General features: G+C 70.5%; 14 protein-coding genes. 9 read left to right on the top strand and 5 right to left on the bottom strand.

From position 1 onward, the window contains the following. Positions 1 to 259 precede the first annotated feature (259 nt). Entirely contained in the window at positions 260 to 1,411 is a 1,152-nt protein-coding gene (locus ACSYGN_RS06365; RefSeq protein WP_460392710.1) for a DUF2510 domain-containing protein, read from the top strand. A gap of 110 nt (positions 1,412 to 1,521) precedes the next feature. Here the strand turns inward: ACSYGN_RS06365 and ACSYGN_RS06370 are convergent, their stop codons facing one another. Then, on the bottom strand, positions 1,522 to 2,175 hold the full coding sequence (locus ACSYGN_RS06370; protein WP_460392712.1) for a TetR-like C-terminal domain-containing protein: 654 nt from the start codon (positions 2,173 to 2,175) through the stop codon (positions 1,522 to 1,524). Positions 2,176 to 2,552: 377 nt separating this feature from the next. Here ACSYGN_RS06370 and ACSYGN_RS06375 point away from each other — a divergent pair, with 377 nt between their 5' ends. Further along, positions 2,553 to 3,569: a phosphatase PAP2 family protein gene (locus tag ACSYGN_RS06375; RefSeq protein ID WP_460392714.1), complete on the top strand. Its 1,017-nt coding sequence runs from the start codon at positions 2,553 to 2,555 to the stop codon at positions 3,567 to 3,569. Beyond that, positions 3,566 to 4,672 carry a DMT family transporter gene (locus tag ACSYGN_RS06380; RefSeq protein ID WP_460392716.1) on the top strand — a complete coding sequence of 369 codons (1,107 nt, stop codon included), beginning with the start codon at positions 3,566 to 3,568 and terminating at the stop codon, positions 4,670 to 4,672. The genes ACSYGN_RS06375 and ACSYGN_RS06380 overlap by 4 nt, the downstream gene beginning before the upstream one ends. A 44-nt stretch (positions 4,673 to 4,716) precedes the next feature. Here the strand turns inward: ACSYGN_RS06380 and ACSYGN_RS06385 are convergent, their stop codons facing one another. The 3 genes from ACSYGN_RS06385 to ACSYGN_RS06395 form a co-directional block, all read right to left on the bottom strand. Beyond that, positions 4,717 to 5,535, bottom strand: a complete 819-nt coding sequence (locus ACSYGN_RS06385; RefSeq protein WP_460392718.1) for a phospholipid scramblase-related protein — start codon at positions 5,533 to 5,535, stop codon at positions 4,717 to 4,719. A gap of 52 nt (positions 5,536 to 5,587) precedes the next feature. Then, the gene (locus tag ACSYGN_RS06390; protein WP_460392720.1) at positions 5,588 to 7,642 is read right to left on the bottom strand and encodes a phosphocholine-specific phospholipase C; all 2,055 of its coding nucleotides are present in this window, start codon (positions 7,640 to 7,642) and stop codon (positions 5,588 to 5,590) included. A 285-nt stretch (positions 7,643 to 7,927) separates the two neighbouring features. Then, positions 7,928 to 8,608, bottom strand: coding sequence for a hypothetical protein (locus ACSYGN_RS06395; protein ID WP_460392722.1), 681 nt, complete (start codon positions 8,606 to 8,608; stop codon positions 7,928 to 7,930). Positions 8,609 to 8,755: 147 nt separating this feature from the next. Here ACSYGN_RS06395 and ACSYGN_RS06400 point away from each other — a divergent pair, with 147 nt between their 5' ends. Next, positions 8,756 to 9,586 (top strand): hypothetical protein, encoded by an 831-nt coding sequence (locus tag ACSYGN_RS06400; protein WP_460392724.1) that lies wholly within the window; start codon positions 8,756 to 8,758, stop codon positions 9,584 to 9,586. Positions 9,587 to 9,773: 187 nt separating this feature from the next. Here the strand turns inward: ACSYGN_RS06400 and ACSYGN_RS06405 are convergent, their stop codons facing one another. After that, positions 9,774 to 10,952 (bottom strand): TIR domain-containing protein, encoded by a 1,179-nt coding sequence (locus ACSYGN_RS06405; protein WP_460392726.1) that lies wholly within the window; start codon positions 10,950 to 10,952, stop codon positions 9,774 to 9,776. Between the two features lie 345 nt (positions 10,953 to 11,297). On the opposite strand from ACSYGN_RS06405, the gene ACSYGN_RS06410 reads away from it, so the two are divergent. From ACSYGN_RS06410 to ACSYGN_RS06430, 5 genes are all read left to right on the top strand, one after another. Next, positions 11,298 to 12,470, top strand: a complete 1,173-nt coding sequence (locus ACSYGN_RS06410) for an FxsB family cyclophane-forming radical SAM/SPASM peptide maturase (protein WP_460392728.1) — start codon at positions 11,298 to 11,300, stop codon at positions 12,468 to 12,470. 253 nt (positions 12,471 to 12,723) lie between these two features. After that, the gene (gene fsxC / locus ACSYGN_RS06415) at positions 12,724 to 14,010 is read left to right on the top strand and encodes an FxsC protein (RefSeq protein ID WP_460392730.1); all 1,287 of its coding nucleotides are present in this window, start codon (positions 12,724 to 12,726) and stop codon (positions 14,008 to 14,010) included. Beyond that, the gene (fxsT, locus tag ACSYGN_RS06420; RefSeq protein WP_460392732.1) at positions 14,007 to 18,020 is read left to right on the top strand and encodes an FxSxx-COOH system tetratricopeptide repeat protein; all 4,014 of its coding nucleotides are present in this window, start codon (positions 14,007 to 14,009) and stop codon (positions 18,018 to 18,020) included. The genes fsxC and fxsT overlap by 4 nt, the downstream gene beginning before the upstream one ends. A 58-nt stretch (positions 18,021 to 18,078) precedes the next feature. After that, entirely contained in the window at positions 18,079 to 19,071 is a 993-nt protein-coding gene (locus ACSYGN_RS06425; protein ID WP_460392734.1) for a hypothetical protein, read from the top strand. Positions 19,072 to 19,111: 40 nt separating this feature from the next. Continuing rightward, entirely contained in the window at positions 19,112 to 20,293 is a 1,182-nt protein-coding gene (locus ACSYGN_RS06430; RefSeq protein WP_460392736.1) for a hypothetical protein, read from the top strand. The last annotated feature ends 68 nt before the right edge of the window (positions 20,294 to 20,361 follow it).

Raw genomic sequence — 20,361 nt, forward strand, 5'->3', positions numbered from 1 at the left:
TGTTTTGTCGGGTCCGGGCCGGTTGTGGCTTGTCGCGCAGTTCCCCGCGCCCCTTCAGGGTGTTGGTGGCACCTGGAGAGGGCAGGCACAGTTCGGGGCGGGCAACGCCGTGCGGGCTCCCCTGCGTCACCCAGACGGGACTGTATGTCCCGGTCTGTCCCACCGTTCCCGGGTCGCCCTTGGGTCGGGGAGGGGTTCTTCGCGGATCGGAGTGGGGTCCTCTCATCCCTCTTTCACCGATGCCTCATACGGTGGGGGCATGACGCAGGTGACTCCCCCCGGGTGGTACCCCGACCCGGGGCAGACAAGTGACGCTCCCCCCACCGAGCGCTGGTGGGACGGCAAGGCATGGACGGACCAGACCCGCCCCGTGGGGTCGGCCGCCGTATGGGGTCCCCCGCCGCAGCCGTCGCCCGCCGGGGCCGAGCCGGGCCAGGGACAGGACCCAGGGCACGGGCTGGACCAGGGACAGGGGCTGGACCAGGGGCAGGACCAGGGGCAGGGTCCGCATCAGGACCCGGCCCAGAGCTACGGGCAGGGATTCGGGCCGGCCCAGCCGTACCCCGCGTATCAGGCCTACGGGGCCTATCCGCCGTACCCCGGTCAGCCGCCCGCCGGCCCGCGGCGCGGGATGCGTACGGGGATAGCCGTCGGTGTGGCGGCCGCCGTACTGGCGTGCATCGGGGTCGGGGTGTTCGCGCTGACGAACGACGGCGGCGGCAACGGCAAAACCGCCGGTTCGCAGCAGGTTCCCGGCGGCCAGGGCGGGACGGAGGGCGGCCAGGGCGGGCCCTTCGGCGCGCCGGGCGACGGTCAGGGCGGTTCCGGCGGCACGGACGGCCAGACGCCGTCGCCGAGCCAGTCGGCGCAACCCAAGGTCGAGGGTGGCGGCACGGTCTCCGACACGATCAACGGGATCAGCCTGCCCGTGCCGCAGAAGTGGACCGGGCAGTCGATCACCGTCGGTGCGGAGGTGACGTCCGACAGCACCTACAAGTGCCCCGGCAACACCTCGAAGAGCTGCACGACCGGCGGCGCCTACTCCGCGCCCGCCGTGGCGCTCGGCACCAGCGGCAGCACAGCCGAGGAGGTCGCCAAGGCGGACATCGCGGCGAACGCCAAGCAGTCCTACGGCGGCACCACCTACGGCTCGATCACCTCGCACAAGGTGCTGGCCTCCGAGGCGGTGACCGTGGCCGGTCAGAAGGGATATCTGGTCCGCTGGAAGGCGGTCACCAGCAAGGGCGCGGACGGGATCGTCGAGTCGCTGGCCTTCCCGTCGCCGTCGAGCTCGAACCAGATGGTCGTGGTGCGCTTCGGCATCGACGTCGGCCAGAACGAGTCCGTCATCGACGAGATCACCAAAGGCATCAAGGTGTCCTCCGGCAGCGGCAGCGGCCAGGACGTCTGAGACCGGGTCGGCCGGGTGGGGCGCCCCTCCGCTCCAGAGGAACCCCACCCGGCCGGGGGGTGTGCGCCGCCCCCGTCCCCACGGTGCGGCGCAGGCAGGTCACCGTCCGCTCATCCCTGGGGACGGCGACCTGGGTCCAAGGGCCCGTCGTACGGGAACCCCAGTGCGGGCAGCACTACGGCGTCCACGAACCGGACCAGATAGCCGGCGTCGGCGTACTTCCCGGTCAGCATGGGCCGTACACGCAGCACGCCGAACATCATGGCGGGCAGATACTCCAGCGCAGGGTGCCCGGCAGCCACCTCGCCCCGGTCCACCCCGCGCCGCAGGATGTCCTCGAGCGCGCCGACCTCGGGGTCGACGAGGGCTTCGCGCAGTGCCTGCGCCAGCCCCATGTCCTCCGTGACCGCGTGGCCGAGCGCCTGGAGCAGCCGGGTGTCCTGGCCGGACCAGTCCCCGGCGGCCCGTGCCGCCTGGCGCAGGTCCTCGGCGAGCGACCCGGTGTCGATACCGGCGAACCGCACCCGGCGGCTGGCGCGCAGTGCCGCCGCCACGAACTGCGGTTTGGTGTGCCACTGCCGGTACAGCGTCGACTTGCTGCATCTGGTGCTGGCGGCGACGCCCTCCATGGTGACGGAGTCGTAACCGCACTGGCGGATCTGGTCGAGCACCGCGTCGAAGAACTCCTGCTCACGCTCCGGCGTGAGTTTGGAGCGGCGCGAGGCGGCAACCGTCTCCGGTCCCTTCGCGGCCTGCGACGTCATCTGCTCTTCTCCTCGCCTCGCTGCGGTCCGGCTGCCCGCCACAGCCCATTTACCGGATACCCGGTCTCCGGTCCTGTATGGACCCCGGTCCCAGGTCCGGTTTTTCTTCCCTGAACCGGGAATGTCTAGGCGAACTCCCAGCGATACGTCAGTGTACCGATACGGAAGTGTACCGGTACTCGATCGTATCGGTACACTGCCGTATCGGTACGACAGCGTTTCGGCACGCTCGCGTTTCGGGACGGGAGCGTTTCGGACGATGCCGTGCCGATGAGTCCGGGTCACCTCCCGGGTCTCAGCACGAGACAGCGGCGCGACGGCGTGCACCCACGCCGGCAGCGCACACGGACGGTCAGTGAAGTGAAGGGGCCGGGGGGATGGATGCACTAACCGAGCCTGTCCGGGCGGGGCGGCCGGGCCGCGCGGCCCGGCCGCCGCTCGTCCGCGAGCTCCTGCTCGTGGCGGGGCTCTTCCTCGTCTACAAGGCCGGGCGCCAACTGGCCACCGGCCACACCACCGAGGCGCTGCACAACGCGGGCCGCGTCTGGCACCTGGAGCGGGTGCTCGACCTGCCCGGCGAGGGAGCCGTGCAGTCCCTGATGCTGCACGGCGACACCGTGGTACGCGTGGCGAACACCTACTACGCGACCGTCCACTTCCCGGCCACCGCGGCCTTCCTGGTCTGGCTCTACCTCAAACGCCCCGCGCACTACATATGGGCCCGCCGCGTGCTCGCCGCGGTGACGGCCGCCGCGCTGGTCCTGCCGTTCACGTTCCCGCTCGCCCCGCCGCGGATGCTGGCGGCCACCGGTCTGGTGGACACCGCGCGTGTCTACGGCCCCTCGGTCTACGGCCCGCCGAGCAGCGACCATCTGTCGAACCAGTTCGCCGCGATGCCGTCGCTGCACTTCGGCTGGGCCCTGATGGTCGCCGTCGGCCTGATCGCCGCCACCCGCTCGCGCCTGCGGGCGGTGTGGCTGCTGCACCCGCTGGTGACACTGCTGGTGATCGTGGGCACGGCGAACCACTACTGGCTCGACGCGATCGCGGCGACCGCCATGCTCGGCGTCGCACTCGCGCTGATACCCGGGCCGCACCGCACAGCCACCACGGCGGGCCACGGCCTGCGCGGCCTCGTACCCCCCGCGCGGACCGCCGAGGGGACGGCACCCCGGCCGGCTGCGGCCTCCAGCGGGAACGGCGGGAACGGCGGGAACGGCGGGACCAGCGGGGAGGACGTCCTGGTCGGAGCGGTGGGAGAGGCCGGAGGAACCGCACCAGGCACACCGGTCGGCCCAGGCAGACCGGTCGGCGCCGTCACGGTCGGCGCCGGAACACCGGTCGGCCCGGGCACTCCGGTCGGCCCGGGCAGAGCGGTCGGAGCCAGCCGGTGAACGCCCCGCTCGTCGCCGTAGCGCTCTCGCTCGTCTCCGCCGTGGCGTACGCCGCCGCGGCCGTCGCCCAGGAACGGCTCGCCGCCCGCTCCCCCGACGGCACCGGCACGCTGCGGCTGCTGGCCGACGGCGCCTGGTGGGGGTCGGTGATGCTCAACGCCTCGGCCGCGCTGCTGCACGTCGTCGCGCTCAAGTACGGGCCGCTGACCCTGGTCCAGCCGCTCGGCGCGCTCACTCTGGTCGCGGCGGTGCCGATGGGCGCAAGGGCGGCGGGTCGGCGGGTCAGCCCGGTGGAGTGGCGCGGCACGGCGCTGACCCTGCTCGGACTCTCCGCGATCCTGGTCACGGCGTCGGGTCCGGCGCCCGACGAGGGGCTGAGTCTGCCGGGGGCGCTGGCGGTCGCCGCTACGACGACGGGTCTGATCGGCATGCTGTCGTGGCCCGGTGCCCGGCCCGGGCTGCGGCACGCGACCGCGTCCGGTGTCGCCTCGGGCGTGGCATCCGCGCTCACCCAGACGGTCACGGTGGCCGCGACCGACCGCTCGGGCCCGGTGCTCGATGTGCGGGTGGTCGTGGTGGCGCTGTTCGTCGCCGCGTTCGCCACGGGCGGCCTGCTGCTGTCGCAGACTGCCTACCGGGGCGGCCTCGGAGCCCCGCTGGCGGTGGTGACGCTGGCCAACCCGGTGGCCGCGGCGGCGATCGGACTCGCGCTGCTCGGCGAAGAACTGCGCGGCGGCGTGGCGGGCGTTCTACTGGCGCTGGCGGGCGCGGCGCTGGCGTCGTGGGGCGTGATGCTGCTGACCCGGGCGGCGGGGTCGGCCACGACGGTCACGGAAGCTGCGGGGACCGCCTCGGCCGCTCCCGACGTCACACCCAGCACGACGCCCGCACCGGCCCTCGTACCCGCACCCGCACCGCTGCCGGACCTCATACCCGCACCCGCCACCGCACTCGCGCCGCTTCCGCCCGCACACGCCGACGGCCGCGAGGCGCAGTCGTCGCCCGCGGCCGTCGTACCGGCACCGGTGTTCGCAGTGGCCCTGTCCGCGGTGGCACTGCCGTACGCGGTCGCCGTGGAACCGGTGATGCCGCCCCGGCCGTAGCCGGTGCCGGAGCAGCACGCGCCCTGGTAAGAAATGACGGATCGTCAGCCCAGTCCGCGCGAGTCCTGCTTGAGTGCGGTGTCGACGGTGAGCGCCGTCGCCACGACCAGGCTGCGCAGCGGTTCGGGCAGCTGGAAGTGGATCTGCAGGACGTAGTTGTCCGCCGTCGTGAACATGGTCTTGGCGAGGCCCTCCCAGGTCTTGGTGATCCGGGCGACCTCCTTGTCCGTGTGGTCGACGATCGCGAAGTTCCACGCCCGCCAGTTCTCCGCCTTGATCGCGCCGACCTCCTGGCCGTTCGCGATCATGGCGAAGTTGATCTTCCCGATCATGTTCTTCTGGACGATCTCACCCACCGGCGAGCCGTCCGGACGCGTCACGATGACGCGGGACTTGAAGAACTTCGCGGGCCGGGTCAGCGTCAACTGCGGCTGGCCGTAGGAGTCGCGGATCTCCAGCCTGTGTGTCATGAACTGGTCGAGGCTGGAGACGAAGCGCAGGACCTTCTTGAACGCGCTCTGCCCGACCTCGGTGACCGAGCCGATCTGGTTGCCGGCCTGGTCGAAGACCTTGTACTCGTTGGTCACCTCGATGAGCTTGGCCTTCTGGTTCACCACCAGGACCGGCTCGGTGAACAGGGTGCCGCCGCCGGCGCCGCTGGGTGCGACACCGGCCTGCTGCTGGACCTGCTGCTGGACACGCGGGTCGTGCCCGGCGGCCTGCTGCGGTATCTGCGGCGCGGGCTGGCCCTGGGCGACTTGGGTGTGCTCCGTCCACTGGGTGCCGTCCCAGTAGCGCTGCGTCTGGGCTGCCCCGTGCGGGTCCGGGTACCAGCCTGGAGGTGTGTTCGATTGCGTGGTCACCGGGGCACACTACCGCGAGGCGGCTGGAAAGCAACCAACTCCGTGGCGTGCATCAGACCGTCACGATTCCGGGATCGCTCACCCCGGCACGCCCGTTCTCGATATGTCCGGCAAACCGCCTCAAATACCCCGAATTCGCACCGGCGGTGACGCTCAGGTCGTACCAGCGTCGGTTCGACGAGAGATCGACGGTGTGCCGTACGGTGGCGCCGGGCCGTACCCGGAAGGTCGTGGCACGCCGTCTGCCGTAGCCGTCGGTGAGCCTCAACTCGACCGTCGAGGCGCCCTTGTTGGTGAAGGTCAGTTCGATGTCGTCGCCGGTCTGGCGCGCGGTGACCTCCGGTCCGGCGGTGCCGCCCGGCCCCTTGAAGACACGCAGGAAGCCGTTGGGGCCGTGCACGGTGAGGTCGTACGAGCCGTTGGAAACCGCGGAGTTCCAGGTGTCGGACAGAGACCTGCCCGCCTCGGTGGTGTAGGTCCACGGTCCGTCGGTGCGGTTGCCGGAGGTGACGAGGAAGGCGGCACCGGCCGCGGGGCCGGAGCGGAAGGTGAGTCCGAACCTCCCGGCGGCCGGGTCGGCCGAACCGTCCACCACCGGGGCGTACTTCAGCGGCCGGGCGGGACGCAGTCCGCGCTCCTGCCTCGGCAGCGCCGGATCGGCCGGCGGGGTCGGCACATAGTCCGGGTGGCGGACCTTGTCCGGAGGCTGGTAGCCGTCGGTGTCGGGCAGGGCGACGGGGCGGGTGTCCCGGCGGGAGAAGTCGAAGGCGGCGGTGAGGTCGCCGCAGACCGCGCGCCGCCAGGGCGAGATGTTCGGCTCGTGCACGCCGAAGCGCCGCTCCATGAACCGGATGATCGACGTGTGGTCGAGGGTCTCCGAACAGACGAACCCGCCCTTGCTCCAGGGGGAGACGACGAGCATCGGCACCCGCTGGCCGAGCCCGTAGGGACCGGCCACATGACTGCCGTCGCCCTTGAAGGCGTCGGGGCCGACGTCGGTGGTCGACCTGCCTTGCGCCGCCGAACCGGGCGGGAACGGCGGGACCAGGTGGTCGAAGAAGCCGTCGTTCTCGTCGTAGGTGATGAACAGGGCCGTCTTCGCCCACACCTCGGGGGCGGAGGTGAGCGCGTCGATGACCTGCGCGACGTACCAGGCACCGTAGTTGGCGGGCCAGTTGGGGTGCTCGGTGAACGCCTCGGGCGCGACGACCCAGGAGATCTGCGGCAGCGTGCCGCCCTGGACATCGGCCTTCAGCTGCTCGAAGAAGCCCTCGCCCTTGCGGGCGTCGGTGCCGGTGCGGGCCTTGTCGTAGAGGGGTTCGCCGGGCTGGGCGGTCTGGTACTGCTTGAAGTAGAGCAGGGAGTTGTCCCCGTAATTTCCGCGATAGGCGTCCGGGATCCACCCCCAGCTGCCCTTCGCGTCGAGGCCGTCGCCGACGTCCTGGTAGATCTTCCAGGAGATCCCGGCCTTCTCCAGGCGCTCGGGGTAGGTCGTCCAGCCGTACCCGGCCTCGTCGTTGCCGAGAACGGGACCTCCGCCGCTGCCGTCATTGCCCGTGTAACCGGTCCACATGTAGTAGCGGTTCGGGTCGGTGGAGCCGATGAAGGAGCAGTGGTAGGCGTCGCAGACGGTGAAGGCGTCGGCGAGCGCGTAGTGGAACGGGATGTCGTCGCGGGTCAGGTACGCCATCGTCGTGGCGCCCTTGGACGGCACCCACTTGTCGTACCGGCCGCCGTCGACGGCGGCGTGGCCGTCGTTCCAGCCGTGCGGAAGGTCCTGGATGAAGGCCATGCCCAGGTCGTCGGCGTCGGGACGGAACGGCAGCAGGTCCCTGCTCCCGTCGGACTGGTACCAGACCGGCTTGCCGTCCGGCCGGGCCACGGGGCGCGGATCGCCGAAGCCGCGGACCCCTCTCATGGTGCCGAAGTAGTGGTCGAAGGAGCGGTTCTCCTGCATCAGGACGACGATGTGCTCGACGTCCTCGATCGACCCGGTGCGATGGTTGGCGGGCAGCGCGGCGGCCCGTTCGATGCTGCTGGAGAGCGCGGTGAACGCCGCGGTACCGCCCGCGAGCTGGAGAAAACGACGCCGGTTGACCTCGGGCATGGCGTAGGAACCCTCTCGTCCTGTCGTGCCGGATGTCCGGACCTCGAACTGTGGAGCGCGGTGCGAGTGTTCCAAGAGCGGCGAACGTCAGGGAAGGGTGCGATGGCATCCGCGTGAAACCCGGCGGTACGTGCGGGATCCGCATGTCGAAGCCGGCCCGCGCCACCGCATGACGCCGACCGCCGACCGCCGACCGCCGACCGCCGACGAGTCGATCCCCCGATGAGCGGGGATTGTCGTTTGGATCACGCCGCAGACGCTGCGACTTGATCCGAGCGACAGGTCCTAGCCTGTCGCGGCCGCTGCCCCCAGCATCAGGTCCGGATCACGCACCCCTGCCAACCGGGCGAAACTCAGGACGTAGTCCCTGGTGTTGTCCTGCAGCCGGGCCAGCTCCCGGCGGCACTCGGCCGCCTGCGGCCAGTCGGTCTCGCCGAGTTCGGGATGAGCCGTCTCGAACTCCCGCAGCCGCGGGTGCCACTTGGAGAGGAACGGCCGTAACTCCCGGTTGAGCAGACTCACCGCCAGGTACTCGACCGTGACGCCGTCCGCATGAGCGGTCGGCCGGGCGGCCCTGAGGATGTCCCGGGTCGTGGCGAACAGGCCGTACAGCGACGTGAGGGCCTCGCGGAGGAATCCGTCGTCGTCTTCCAGGCGCTGGGTGGAGATACGGGTGACCGACTCGACGAAGAGCTGCCATGAGACGGCCCTTGTATGATCGTTGACGACGAATGTCAGTTCGCTCAGCTGCGGCACCGTGATGCGTACCTCTGTGAGACTCGCCGTTCTGCGGTAGAAGTCGGCCGCCAGCAGGGCCACCGTGCCCACCGCCGCCCCGACTGCGATGAAGACGTAGAAGCCACCGACGCGCTGCAACAGGTACATGACCGCCCCGGCGGCACCGCCCCCGACAGCCGCGGCAACGGCGCGGGCGGCCCGGCCGCTTGCGGCGAAGCTGGAGATCATCCCGGTCAGTGTAGTCGTGAAGTCGTGAAATCGGCGCCTTCACAGCGGGGTTGGCTCCGCACCGGGCCTGTCAGCCGTCGCCCCGGCGCCCGGCAACGTGCACCGCCTCGGACACCGCCTCGGACACCGCCCCTGAGAAGATGAACCATGACGACTTCACCTCCACATGACGTACTCGCGGGCCGCACCCTCGCCCTGTCGGTCTCGCAGAGCCCCGATCTGGCCCGCCTCGGGCAGAGCGAGGAGCAGGTGCGGCTGACCCTCGGGGAGGTCACCCGCGTCGTCCTGGAGGCGGGCGGGCACCTCGCCTACGGCGGACATCTCGACCCCGAGGGCTACACTTCGGCGCTCATCACCGGGGTGGACCGGCACGGGCGAGGGGACCAGCCCCTGCTGGTGTGCCTCGCCTGGCCGGAGCATCGCAGGCTGCCCCTGTCGCTGCTGCGGGCCCGCCTCGACCTCGGCCGGGCGGGCCGTGTGGTCTGCCTGGACCCGGCCGGGCAGGAGACGGACCCGGCCGCCGACCGCGGGGAGGCGCCCGAACCGACCGAACCGGCACCGGCCCGCGCCTCGCTCACTGCCATGCGCCGCTTCGTACGGGACCACAGCCACGGTCGGCTCCTCGTCGGCGGTCGACGCAGCGGATTCCAGGGCGAGTTGCCCGGCCTTCTGGAGGAGGCCCTGCTTGCTCCGGAGTCCGCGGTTCCGCAGCCGCTGTACCTGGCTGCCGGTTTCGGTGGGGTGACCGCCGACATCGCGCGCACTCTGGGCATCGACGACTGCGCCTGGCTGCCCGCCGACCCGGAGGCGGGCCCGGACGACCCCCGACTGCTCGCGGGACTCGAACGCCTGCGCGGCTTCGGGCCGGACATCATGGCGTCCAACGGCCTGACGCGGGAGGAGAACCACCGGCTGGCCGTCTCCCGTTCCCCCGCTGAGATCGCCGGACTGGTGGCGTTGGGGCTGGGGCGTGTCTGACGATTCGCGTCGGATCAGCGCGCGGCGTCTGGTGCGGTGCATCGCAAGGCGGAGGATCGCCCGCGTACTGGACGTACTCGGGTGATCCGACAACGCGGCGAGGTGCCGTGCCAGGCGTGGCGCGCCCGGCGGGAATGGTCAGACACGCCCCAGGGCGCATGGCGGTGTGAGGACCGGGCGGGCGTCGTCAGCGCGTCGTCGCCCGGCCTTTCGTCAGATATCCGAGCAGGCGGTCGAGGTCGCCGTCCCCGGTGACGGGGTCGACACGGTAGACCGTGACCGAGGCGGAGCCGGGAAACTCGGGCAGGTCGTCGTCGCGGAATCTCGGGAAGACCACGCGCAGAATGCGCTTCTCCCACGTACCCGAGTTGTCGTAGGCGTAGTCGAGCAGATACTCGCCCTCCCAGGTCGCACCCCGGCCCGTGCCCGGCTTCTCCCTCCCTTCCACCCGGCGCCGGTAGGCGGGCGAGGCGACCATGAGGATGCGGTCGGCGTACTTCAGCTCCGTGGTCATCCAGCGCCGCCAGTGCTGCGGTTCGTCGTTCACGTCCTGGTCCAGCCGCACATCGACACCCCCGGCTTTCAGCAGCTCGGACAGGGCCTTGACCTCGTCGGCGTGGCCGGGATCGCGGGGATCGTGGGCGTACGAGATCAGCACCCGGGGTGCAGACCCCGGAGCGGGAGGCCGGGCGGGCCGGGCCACGGCAGGCCCGAGCTCGGCGGGCAGGGTGACAGTGGACCCGCCGAGAGGGGCGGACCGAGGAACCGCGGGCGGCGGCGAGACCGGGCTCATGGGGCGGGGCCCGGGCAGGACCGGAGCCGGACGGGACATGTCGTCGAGCGCCAGTACGGGGAGCCGCGCGGCCAGTCCGGCTCGGACCTGTCCGGCCACTTCTCGCAAAGCCGAGAGATAGCCGGACGACGGCGACGTGGGGCTCTGGTCCCGTACGACCTTGTACAGCCCGTGCCTGTTGCAGTCGGCCGTCACGTCCCCGTCGAACATGCGGGGCCGGGGCACGTCACGCAGCGGGGTGTCGGTGGTCCGCCACCGCACCAGCACCCGCGTCGACCGGCGGAGTGCCTCGCGCCGCTGGACGGGAACCCGGTCCAGCCGGCGGATGAACAGATTCCAGTCGCCGAGGCAGCCGGGGTCCCCGAAGTAGTCCGACGACCAGAGCACGACCAGCACGCCCGTCCCGGCGACGAGCAGACAGCGCTCCTCGGGCGGAACGGCCTTGCTGCACTCATGGGCGGTGACCGGCCTGCGGGCCTGCCGGGTCACCTCCCGCACCAGGTCGAGGTGGAAACGTGCGGCGTACGTGGAATTCTCGCTCGCGGCGAAACTCGTGACGAAGTCACTTGCCATGGGCTACCCCCTTCACTCCCCCTTTGTCCATGCGCGCCCCCCTTCACGCCTGATGATGACGCACGTTGGCCAGTTGACGCCTCATCGGACAGGAAGCGTCATCCCTAAACTGAACGGGGGACTCTCAGAGCACAGTTTGCTGATCGTTTCGGTCAGAGATGCGCTTGCCCCCCACGGGGACGAACGGGGGCAGGGATGAAGAGTGCACAGATCTTTCCTCCAGTGAAACCGGATTCGGTTTCGCGGGTACAACAGACATCCGACGGTACGTCACTCGAGGCCCCGTCGCACCGATGGCAGGGCCCCACTTTCCAGGAGAACTGCCCTCCGGCCGGGCATTGGCCAATGCCTCTCGTATCGGTGACAGGCGACAGGCGCGCCACGCTGACGGCTTTTGACCAGTTCGTGGTCAAACTGCACAGCCGATGCAATCTGGCGTGCGATTACTGCTACGTCTTCGAAATGCGGGACACCGGTTGGCGACGGCGCCCCCGGACGATGCCCGCAGCGGTCAGGGACCGGGTCGGACACCGGATAGCGGAACACGTACGCGCACACGAGCTGAGCCGGGTCCGGGTGATCCTGCACGGCGGTGAGCCACTGCTGGCGGGCCCGGCCGTGATCGACGGACTCGCCGCCGAGGTGCGTGGGATCGTCGAATCGGCAGGCGCCTGCCTGGAGTTGGCCGTCCAGACCAACGGCACCTTGCTGACCGACGCCATGCTGGAGGTGCTGCTGCGACACGACATCCGCGTCGGCGTCAGCCTCGACGGCGATGAGCGGGCACACGACCGCCACCGGAACCGACGCGGCGGGAACGGGGAGGTGCGGCGCGGAAGTCACATCGACGTCGCCACGGCTCTCGCGCACCTCGGCACACCGCACCGCCGACGGCTGTTCGGCGGGCTGCTGTGCACGGTGGACCTCGCCAACCCGCCGCGGGAGACATACGACGCGCTGCTCGCCCACCATCCCCCCGCCGTGGATTTCCTTCTCCCGCACGGCACCTGGGACAGCCCGCCGGCCGACGCCGGGGGGCCGCAGGCGCCGTACGGGGACTGGTTGTGCGCGGTGTTCGACCGGTGGGAGGAGACGGGCCGTCCGGTTCGGGTGCGGCTGTTCGAGTCCGTGATCGGCATGTGCCGGGAGCGCACCGGAAGCCACGCCGAGGGACTCGGCACCCTGCCCGCCGCCGTCGCGGTCGTGGAGACGGACGGCGCGCTCGTGTGGTCGGACGCACTCAACGCCGTCGCCGACGGCGCCTCACTCACCGGTGCGAACGTATTCAGCCATTCCTTCGACCAGGTACTGACACTGCCCGGTGCGCCGGAGTACGGCATCGGCTCCCTGTGCGCCGTGTGCCGGTCGTGTGCCCTGGTGGAGATCTGCGGCGGAGGACTCCGCGCCCATCGCTACGGCAGGGGACGGGAATTTGCCAATCCTTCGGTGTACTGTCTGGACCTCACTCGACTCATCCAGCACATCGACCGGCGGACGGCGTCAGTGAACCGATCGTGAACACACACCTGAAATGGCGTACCCGATCAGCATATTTTTCGGAGTTCTTCACCTCTGCCAAGGGATCCGAGAGATGGCTCGGTTTCAGACCGTCCCCCATGAGGGAGAAATCACCTATCGTAGACCCGAATTGGCGTCGTTGCACAGGTTCGGGCGATCCGACGGACAGGCCGACGCCGATGTGGGGCAATGGGGCGGCGCCAAGCCGTCGTCGAAGGGGAGGCTGGTCCCTTGGGGGGGTGCTGTGGGGCCGTTGTTCTATACGAGTTATGCCGGTGCGACCGGCGACAGAGGGCCGGTCCAGCGGTTCCACTTCCATGTCCAGCACGAGATCTACGGCATGATCGGCCGTCATCCCCGTGCCGAGGGCAGTCTGCAGCGCGCCGAGCCCGCCCTCGGGCCCGACCCCGCCGTCCTGGCCTGCCGCACCCTTCTGGTGCTCTACTCGGCCGACTACCTGGACGACGCCCAGTGTGCCATGGAGTGGTCGGTCTTCCGTGAACGCATGCAGCGCCGGCTCTGGCGCACCGGGGAACCGGACGATGCCCTGATCGGGGTCCTGTGGCGGGCCGACTCCCTGGTGCTGCCCCGTACGGTGGCACAGACCGGCCGGCTCCTGGACGACCTCGGGGAGGGCTATCAGGGACCGGGCGTGGCCGGTCTGCAGCGCGACCCCGATGCCGGGGAACGGTACCGCGGCCTGGTACGCCGGGTGGCCCAACTGCTGATCCGTGCGGCGCGGACACCGCTGCCCGCCATGCCGCAGGCCGAGAGCGTCACGGTGGCGCCCTGCTTCGGCCCGGCGCACCCGCGGCACACCGTACGCGAGCCGATCTCCCCCGAGCCGAGCCGGCCGGCCGAGCGCCATCTGGTGCTGGCCCTCCTGGCCGGAACCAGGGCCCGGATGGCTGGGCTGCGCGAGTCCGTCGACACCTACGCGGAGGCCGCCGAGGAGTGGCGTCCGTTCCGCCCGCACAGCGAGGAGCCCGCGGCCGCCGTCGCCGCACGCACGGCGTACGCCTGCGGTGCCGAGCGGCTGACCGTGGTGACCCTGGACAGACCCGGGCCGGATCCGCTGAGCCGGATCACGGCGTCCGCCGTCGTCGTGGTGCTCGTCGACCCGTGGCTGACCGGCGATTCATCCTTTTCGGAGCAATGGGAGCGACTGGCGCGTTCGGGGGCGCATGTCGCGGCGGTCGTCACCGTGCTGGCGCGCGCGGACGAGGAGAGCCGGAGCAACGAGGACCGGCTGCGGGAGGCGCTGGCCCGGACTCCGGCGCGGCAACTGGGCGCCGCACACCACGAGGCGGGCTCCCCGGACTCGCTCGCGCACGCCCTTGCCGCGGTACTCGCCGACGCCTTCGCCGAGGCCGGGGAGGAGGAGCCCTCGTCGGACAGACCGGACGAACGGGCGCCGGTGGAGAACAGAGCGGACCGGATCCGGCGCAAAGAGCGTGAACGGGCGGGCTGGTTCCGGAACCGCGGGACCTGGCCGCCGTTGGTCAGTGGCACACCCAGGGAATCGTGGGGCGGGGGATGAGCACACCCGGTCGGCAGACGAAAATCATCACCTTCGCCTCCACCAAGGCGGGCGTGGGCCGCACCATGGCACTGGCGAACATCGCCTGGATCATGGCCAGTCAGGGCAAGTCGGTACTCACCGTCGACTGGGATCTGGAGGATCCCTCCCTGCACCGGTACTACTCCCAGTACCTCCCGAGCCGCGATCTGAGCACCAGCGACGGGCTCCTGGAGATGTTCGCCGCCTTCGCGGCCGAGGCGACCAGCCAGGAACGCGGAGCGGAGAATCTGCGGGCACTGCACGCCCAGCACACCCACTTCAATCGCTACGACGTCGACGTCCACTACGAATTCCCGAACGGCGGGCAGCTGTGCTACCTGGGCCCGGGACGGCAGGACCGCACCTACCGCCGACGGCTGCACGACTTCGACTGGGACCGGTTCCGGGGCACCGACGACGGCAGGGAGTTCCTGGCCGCCCTGCGGTCCCGGATGTGCGGGAGCGACTACGACTACATCCTGATCGACAGCCACGCCGGGTTCTCCGCGGACGCCGCCGTCTGCACGCTCGCGCTGCCCGACACCGTGGTCATCGGCCTCGGTCTGAGCCCGACGGCCATCACGGGCGCCCGGGACATCGCGCGGCTGGTCGAGGCGGAGCCCCGGCCCATCGCGATCCATGTGCTGCCCCTGCGCGTCGACACCGTCATGGAGCCGACGCGCGTCGAACGCGCCCTCTCCGACGCCCGCACGGCCCTCGACGCGTACCTGGGCATCACCGACGAGGAGTCGCTAGACGCGTACTGGAACGACGTGCTGATCCCCCACAAGCCGCGTTTCGCCTTCGGCGAGGAACTCGCCGTCATGATCGAGGACCCGCGCCAGCAGCACACCCTGCTGCACGCCTGCGTCAAGGCCGCCCGCCGGATCACCGACGGTGCCGTGACCGGGTTCGACCTGACGCCGAAGACACAGCGCGATCTGTACGCCGCCTGGACCGGGCAGCGGGACCGGGATGCCGTACCCCTGACCGTGACCGTGCTCCACTCCCCCGACTACCAGCTCTGGGGCGACTGGATCGGCGAGCAACTCACCGCCGCCGGAGTCACGGTGCGGCAGGCCAGGCCGGAGACCGACCAGGCCGATCCCGTCCCCGGCCGGCCGGTGGCCGGCCCGGTGACGGACGGCACCGAATCGAGCGAGGGCCTGGAGTTCGGGCCGGACCACGGCCTCGAGTACGACTGCGACTACATCGTCGCCCTGCTCTCCCGCCGTCTCGAAGGCACCGCGGCGGGCCGTGCGATCGCGAGCCTGGCGGTGGGGGCCTCACCAGGGGACACACCGGGTGCGCCGCTGGGGGGTGCACGCCCGCCGAAGGTCATGGGCCTGCGGATCAGCACCGCGCGGCTCGTCCCGCACTTCGACTGGCCGGACGCCGTCAACCTCTCCGAGGAGGAGGAACGCGCGGCCCACCGTACGCTGCTCTCCCGCTTTCCCCCGGAGGTCTCCGGCGCCCCGTTCCGCCCGGCGGAGCACACCCGCTTCCCCGGCCGCCAGCCGGAGGTGGTGCATCTGCCGATGCGCAACACCGGCTTCGTCGGACGGACCAGGCAACTCGCGGAATTGCGCGAGGGGTTCGTGTTCTCGGCGGCCGAACATGTCGCTCCGCGGGTGCTGTACGGCATGAAGGGCGCCGGCAAACGCGAGCTGGCCCTTGAGTACGCGCACCGCTTCGCCTCCCAGTACGACCTGGTGTCATGGATCCCGGCCGGCAGCGCGGACTCGATCCGGGCCGCGTTGCGCACCCTGGCCCAGGAGCTCAACGCCGCCAAGGGCGGTGCGCGCAGCGGCGACGACCCTGCCGCCCTGCTGACGGACCTCCGCACCGGAAGGTACTGCTCCCGCTGGCTGCTCGTCTTCGACGGGGCCCCGGGCAGCGAGGTCCTCGAACCGTTCCTGCCGACCACCGGGCCCGGCCATGTGCTGATCACCTCTCAGGTTCCCACCTGGCCCCCCGGGTTCAGGATCCAGCACATCGAGTCGCTGACCCGCGCGGAGAGCCTGCACCTCCTTCGGAGCGGGCTCCCGGGAGCCGAACTCGACGCCCTGAACCGGCTGGCCGCACGCTTCGGCGACCATCCGCTGATGCTCAACACCGTGATGGCGGAACTGCGTTCGTATCCGGCGCAGACAGACGTGTACATCGCCCTGATCGACCGACGGGAGTCCGAGGCCCCGGGTGAGGTCGGCCCGCTGTACCGCACGATGGACACGGTCTACCGGGTGCTCTACGAGCGGTTGCGCCGGCAGCACCCCGCCGCCGCCCGGCTGCTGGACCTGTGCTCCTTCCTGTCGGCGGAGGGGGTGGGCATGCCGGTCATCGAGTCCGACGGCATGATCGAGCGGCTGTCCCGGTTCGACGAGCATCTCAAGGACACGCTCCGGCTGGGGGGCGTGCTGCACCAGCTCTCGGTCACGACCTTCGCCGTGGTGGACCCCAAGGCCGGGCGGCTGAAGGTCCACCGGATCCTGCAGGACCTGGTACGCGGCTGGATGACCCCGCAGGAGCGGGCGGAGACCCGCGCCGAGGTCCTGTCGGTACTGGCGGCCATGGTGCCCACGGACCTCCAGCGGCACGAACCGGAGCACCGCAGACGATTCGCCGAGCTCGACCGGCATCTGGAGCCCTCCCGCGCGCTGGAGAGCGACGATCCGCAGGTGCACCGCTGGCTCGTCAGCCAGGTCTATCACCGGCGTACGTCGCAGCGGTGGACGGATGCGCGCCGCCTCGGCGAGCGTGTCCTGACCCGCTGGCGCGCGGATCCGGCGCTGGGCGACAGCCACACCAGCGTGCTGCGCCTGGAGACAGAAGTGGCGGCGGCCTGCCGCGCCCTGGGCGACTATCGGCGGGCGCTGTCGCTGTCCCAGCATTCGGTCACCATCCAGCGCGAACGCAACAGCCAAGACGTGTACACCCTGATGGCCGCTCGTGGCTACGCGGCCGACCTGCGGGCCACCGGTCGTTTCAGGGACGCGTTCGACGAGGACAGGCGGACCTACCACGGCCTCGACAAGGGGTTCGGCGAGGAGCGCAACGCCACGCTCGACGCCGCCATGAACCTGGCGCTGTCCCAGTTCTACGCGGGAACGGTCAAGGCCGCCATCGACCTGGAACGCCAGGTGCACTGGACCCGCAAGCGGCTGTTCGGCAAGGACGACTTCCGGCCCTGGATCTCGTACGCGAATCTCGGCACATACCTGCGTGAGCTCGGCGATCTGGCGGACTCCGAGCGGTATTTGACACACAGCTGCGACCGCTTCCGGAAGCTCACCGGAAAGGGCTCCGACCATTACCTGAGCGCTCTGGCCAGCCTCGGCATGACCATGGTCCGCAGAGGGGACCACGACGAGGGTCTCAGACGGCTGCAGGACGCGCGGGCGGGCTGCCGGCAGTGGGGGGACCGGCACCCCAGCACCATGGCCTGCGATCTGTCCATCGCGATCGGCCTGCACGCCTCCGGCCGGTCCTCGGACGCGGCGGACAGCATGCCGGATCTGCACCACCGTTACACGGGCGTCTACGGTGACACCCACCCCTTCACGAGCATCTGCCTCAACAACATGTCCGTTTACCTACTGGCGGCCGGGGACCCGGAAACGGCACTCTCGCACGCACGCAAAGCGGTGTACCAGCTGGAGAAGACGTTCGACGCCGGTCATCGGTACGCGCTCGTCGCGCGCATGAACCAGAACAACTGCCTGAGCACGCTGGGGAAGGACACCAGCACGGAGGACATCGGCATCCACGAGGAGTGCGCGCAGGACGCAGCTTGGGGGGAGGGACATCCGGTGACGCTGAGAGCGTTGGCCAACCGCCTGGACTCCGGGCCGGAGGAGCAGGACGCCTCATGGGCAATCCTCGGGGGCCTGGTCTCCGAACGACTCCCTGGGGGACACCCTCTGGCGGCCGCGCTGCTGGCCGACCCCTATCGGAGGCTCGGCGCGGATCTGGAGGTCCACGGTGTCTGACTCCCGGGGCGTCCCCGTGTGCACGACGATTCGTTTTCCGCAGGGGGAGACACCGCAGATGGCAGAACTCGCCGAGCAGTTACGCCAGTTGCTCGACCACGAGGGGCTGGCACATCTGGTGCTCTACGACTACGACACGACCACGGTCATCCTGGACGCATTCGAGCAGTCACCGGGCGGTGAGTCCGCGCTTTCCCCGGAATCCGCCGACCATGAACGAGCCGGGCGTCAGCTGTATTACATTCTGGAAGAACTCGGTCCGGATTTCGCCGCGTTGCGCACCGGCGCACTCATTCGCACAGTATTGCGCGTACCGACGGGCGCAGTTCTCTATTACATGGTGGAGCCCGGATTCCATCTCTACGGTGCCACCGCCGCCGTGAAACGCCTCGACGAACTGGACGCCAGGATGGCGGCATGCGTCAACGGCCTTAGGCGACCGGCGCGCTACAGCCCGTTGAACTACGGCTCGTGGTTCAACGACGAGGCGTGGGCCGGCGCGCCCGACACCGCGTCCGTTCCCCCGTCCGGCCCCCTCCGCCTGCCGGAGGACTCACCTCCGGTCGACTCTCCGCCAGTGGGCTCTCTCCCGGGCGCCTCCTTACCGGCCGACCGTTTCGTGGCCGACAACCGGCCGGGCTCCCCGGCACCGCCGCCAGGTGTCGAGGAAGCCCTGCGATCGGCACTCGGCGTTCAGGGGCTGCACTACATCGCGTATCACCACTCCTCGACGACAGTGTGGGGCTACGACATCTTCGGCCATCCCGGGCTCGGCAGCTTCTTCCACCTTCAGACCCCGGACCAGCGCCGCAGCCGGTACGGTCGGCTCGGCCAACTGCTGCCCGGTGTCGTCCGGCGCATGAACCTGTCCTTGCGGGCGATCCTGCGGGGCGAGCTCATCCAGGTGGTCCTGGACGTGGAACAGGGTGCCGTGTACTTCCACGCCCTCCCCGGCGGGCGGTTCCTGATGGGCGTGACACTCGACCAGTCCCGGGTCCCGGAGGCGGATCAGGCGGTCGCACGGCTCGGGAACGAGCTGGACGAGGTCTGACGTGGTGACACGTGGCGGGCCCGAAGAGACGTTGGCGGCGATGTCTCCCCACGAAAGCGGCCCTGAACGGCCAAGGGCACCCGCGGTCCTGGGGACACTGTTGCGCCCGCTCGTCCTGCCCTTGTCCCTGGCCGGTGCCGGCTGTCTCGTCGGCCAGTGGCTGACTCTCGACGTCCGGGCGCACGGGGGGCTGTACGGCTGGCTCAGTTCGGGTCTTCTCGCGGTCGGGCTCTACGGCAGCGCCCAGGGCATCCGCCGTCCGCAGGAGAGGGGGGATCTCTACCGGATCGTCGTCGCGATCACCTTCGGCGTCGTGGTCAAGGCCGCGTTCGTTGCCGCGGTGCTGTGGCTGGCCTTCCCCCGCGATACCGAGTATCTCGTCCTGGCCGTCGCCATGGCGCAGATCGACCCGTTGTCGGTGTCCGCGATGCTGGAGAACCGGGACATGTCGCCGCGTGCGAAGTCTCTGCTGGCGGCCTGGGCCTCGTTCGACGATCCGGTGACCACCGTCCTCGTGGTGGTGATCGGATCGATGGTCCTGGACGGCAGCGCGAGCGTCGCCTCCGGCGCCCAGGACTACGCCACGACCCTGCTCGGAAACCTGGCCCTCCTGGTGGTGGCCGGGGCGGTGTGGGCGGTCCTGCGGCAACGCGGTCCGGCCGCCGGAACCGCCTCGCACCGGGGCACGAACCGGCTGTGGCGGATCCGCCGCCTGCTCCGGTACGCCGCCCTGGTCGCGCTGCTGGCCACGGCCACCTGGCAGTTCCTCATGCTCGGGCTCGCGTTGTCGGCGCTGTTCTTCCGGCCCGAACTGGGTGCGTGGCTCGGGCGGGTGACCAATGCCGCGCTGGTCGTGGCCACCTTGCTGCTGGGGGTGCTGCTGGCCGGAGGTGCCGACCCCCTTGCCGGGACGATCCTGGGGGCCGCCACCTTCGCGGCGCAGATCCTCGTGGCCGCCGTGGTCGGCGTCGGTCTGCCGCGCCATGACCGGGCGGCGCTCTGTCTGAGCCAGCAGAACGGCATCACGGCCATCATCCTGGCGCTCCTTCTGGAGCCCAGCCTGCCCGACGCCGTGGCGATCGTGGCACCGGCGATCCTCGTCGTGAACGTACTGCACCTGTCCACCACAGGTCTGCTGGCACGAAGCCCGTGGACCAAAGCGGCGGCGACCGGCTCCGCGTCCCGCCCATCAGCAGGGGGTCAGGCCGACCGAACCCCGTGATCCGTATGTCACCGTCGCTTCCCGCGCGGAAGCCCCCGGCGCCCCCAACCCGCACCCGCAGGGCAGCC

The sequence above is a fragment of the Streptomyces sp. YIM S03343 genome, assembly GCF_054729195.1.

Bases quoted from the DNA above. Each gene is read 5' to 3' on its own strand.
- ACSYGN_RS06365 (WP_460392710.1), top strand. From the start codon at position 260: ATGACGCAGGTGACTCCCCCCGGGTGGTACCCCGACCCGGGGCAGACA.
- ACSYGN_RS06370 (WP_460392712.1), bottom strand. From the start codon at position 2,175: ATGACGTCGCAGGCCGCGAAGGGACCGGAGACGGTTGCCGCCTCGCGC.
- ACSYGN_RS06375 (WP_460392714.1), top strand. From the start codon at position 2,553: ATGGATGCACTAACCGAGCCTGTCCGGGCGGGGCGGCCGGGCCGCGCG.
- ACSYGN_RS06390 (WP_460392720.1), bottom strand. From the start codon at position 7,642: ATGCCCGAGGTCAACCGGCGTCGTTTTCTCCAGCTCGCGGGCGGTACC.
- ACSYGN_RS06395 (WP_460392722.1), bottom strand. From the start codon at position 8,608: ATGATCTCCAGCTTCGCCGCAAGCGGCCGGGCCGCCCGCGCCGTTGCC.
- ACSYGN_RS06400 (WP_460392724.1), top strand. From the start codon at position 8,756: ATGACGACTTCACCTCCACATGACGTACTCGCGGGCCGCACCCTCGCC.
- ACSYGN_RS06405 (WP_460392726.1), bottom strand. From the start codon at position 10,952: ATGGCAAGTGACTTCGTCACGAGTTTCGCCGCGAGCGAGAATTCCACG.
- ACSYGN_RS06410 (WP_460392728.1), top strand. From the start codon at position 11,298: ATGCCTCTCGTATCGGTGACAGGCGACAGGCGCGCCACGCTGACGGCT.
- fxsT (WP_460392732.1), top strand. From the start codon at position 14,007: ATGAGCACACCCGGTCGGCAGACGAAAATCATCACCTTCGCCTCCACC.
- ACSYGN_RS06425 (WP_460392734.1), top strand. From the start codon at position 18,079: ATGGCAGAACTCGCCGAGCAGTTACGCCAGTTGCTCGACCACGAGGGG.
- ACSYGN_RS06430 (WP_460392736.1), top strand. From the start codon at position 19,112: ATGTCTCCCCACGAAAGCGGCCCTGAACGGCCAAGGGCACCCGCGGTC.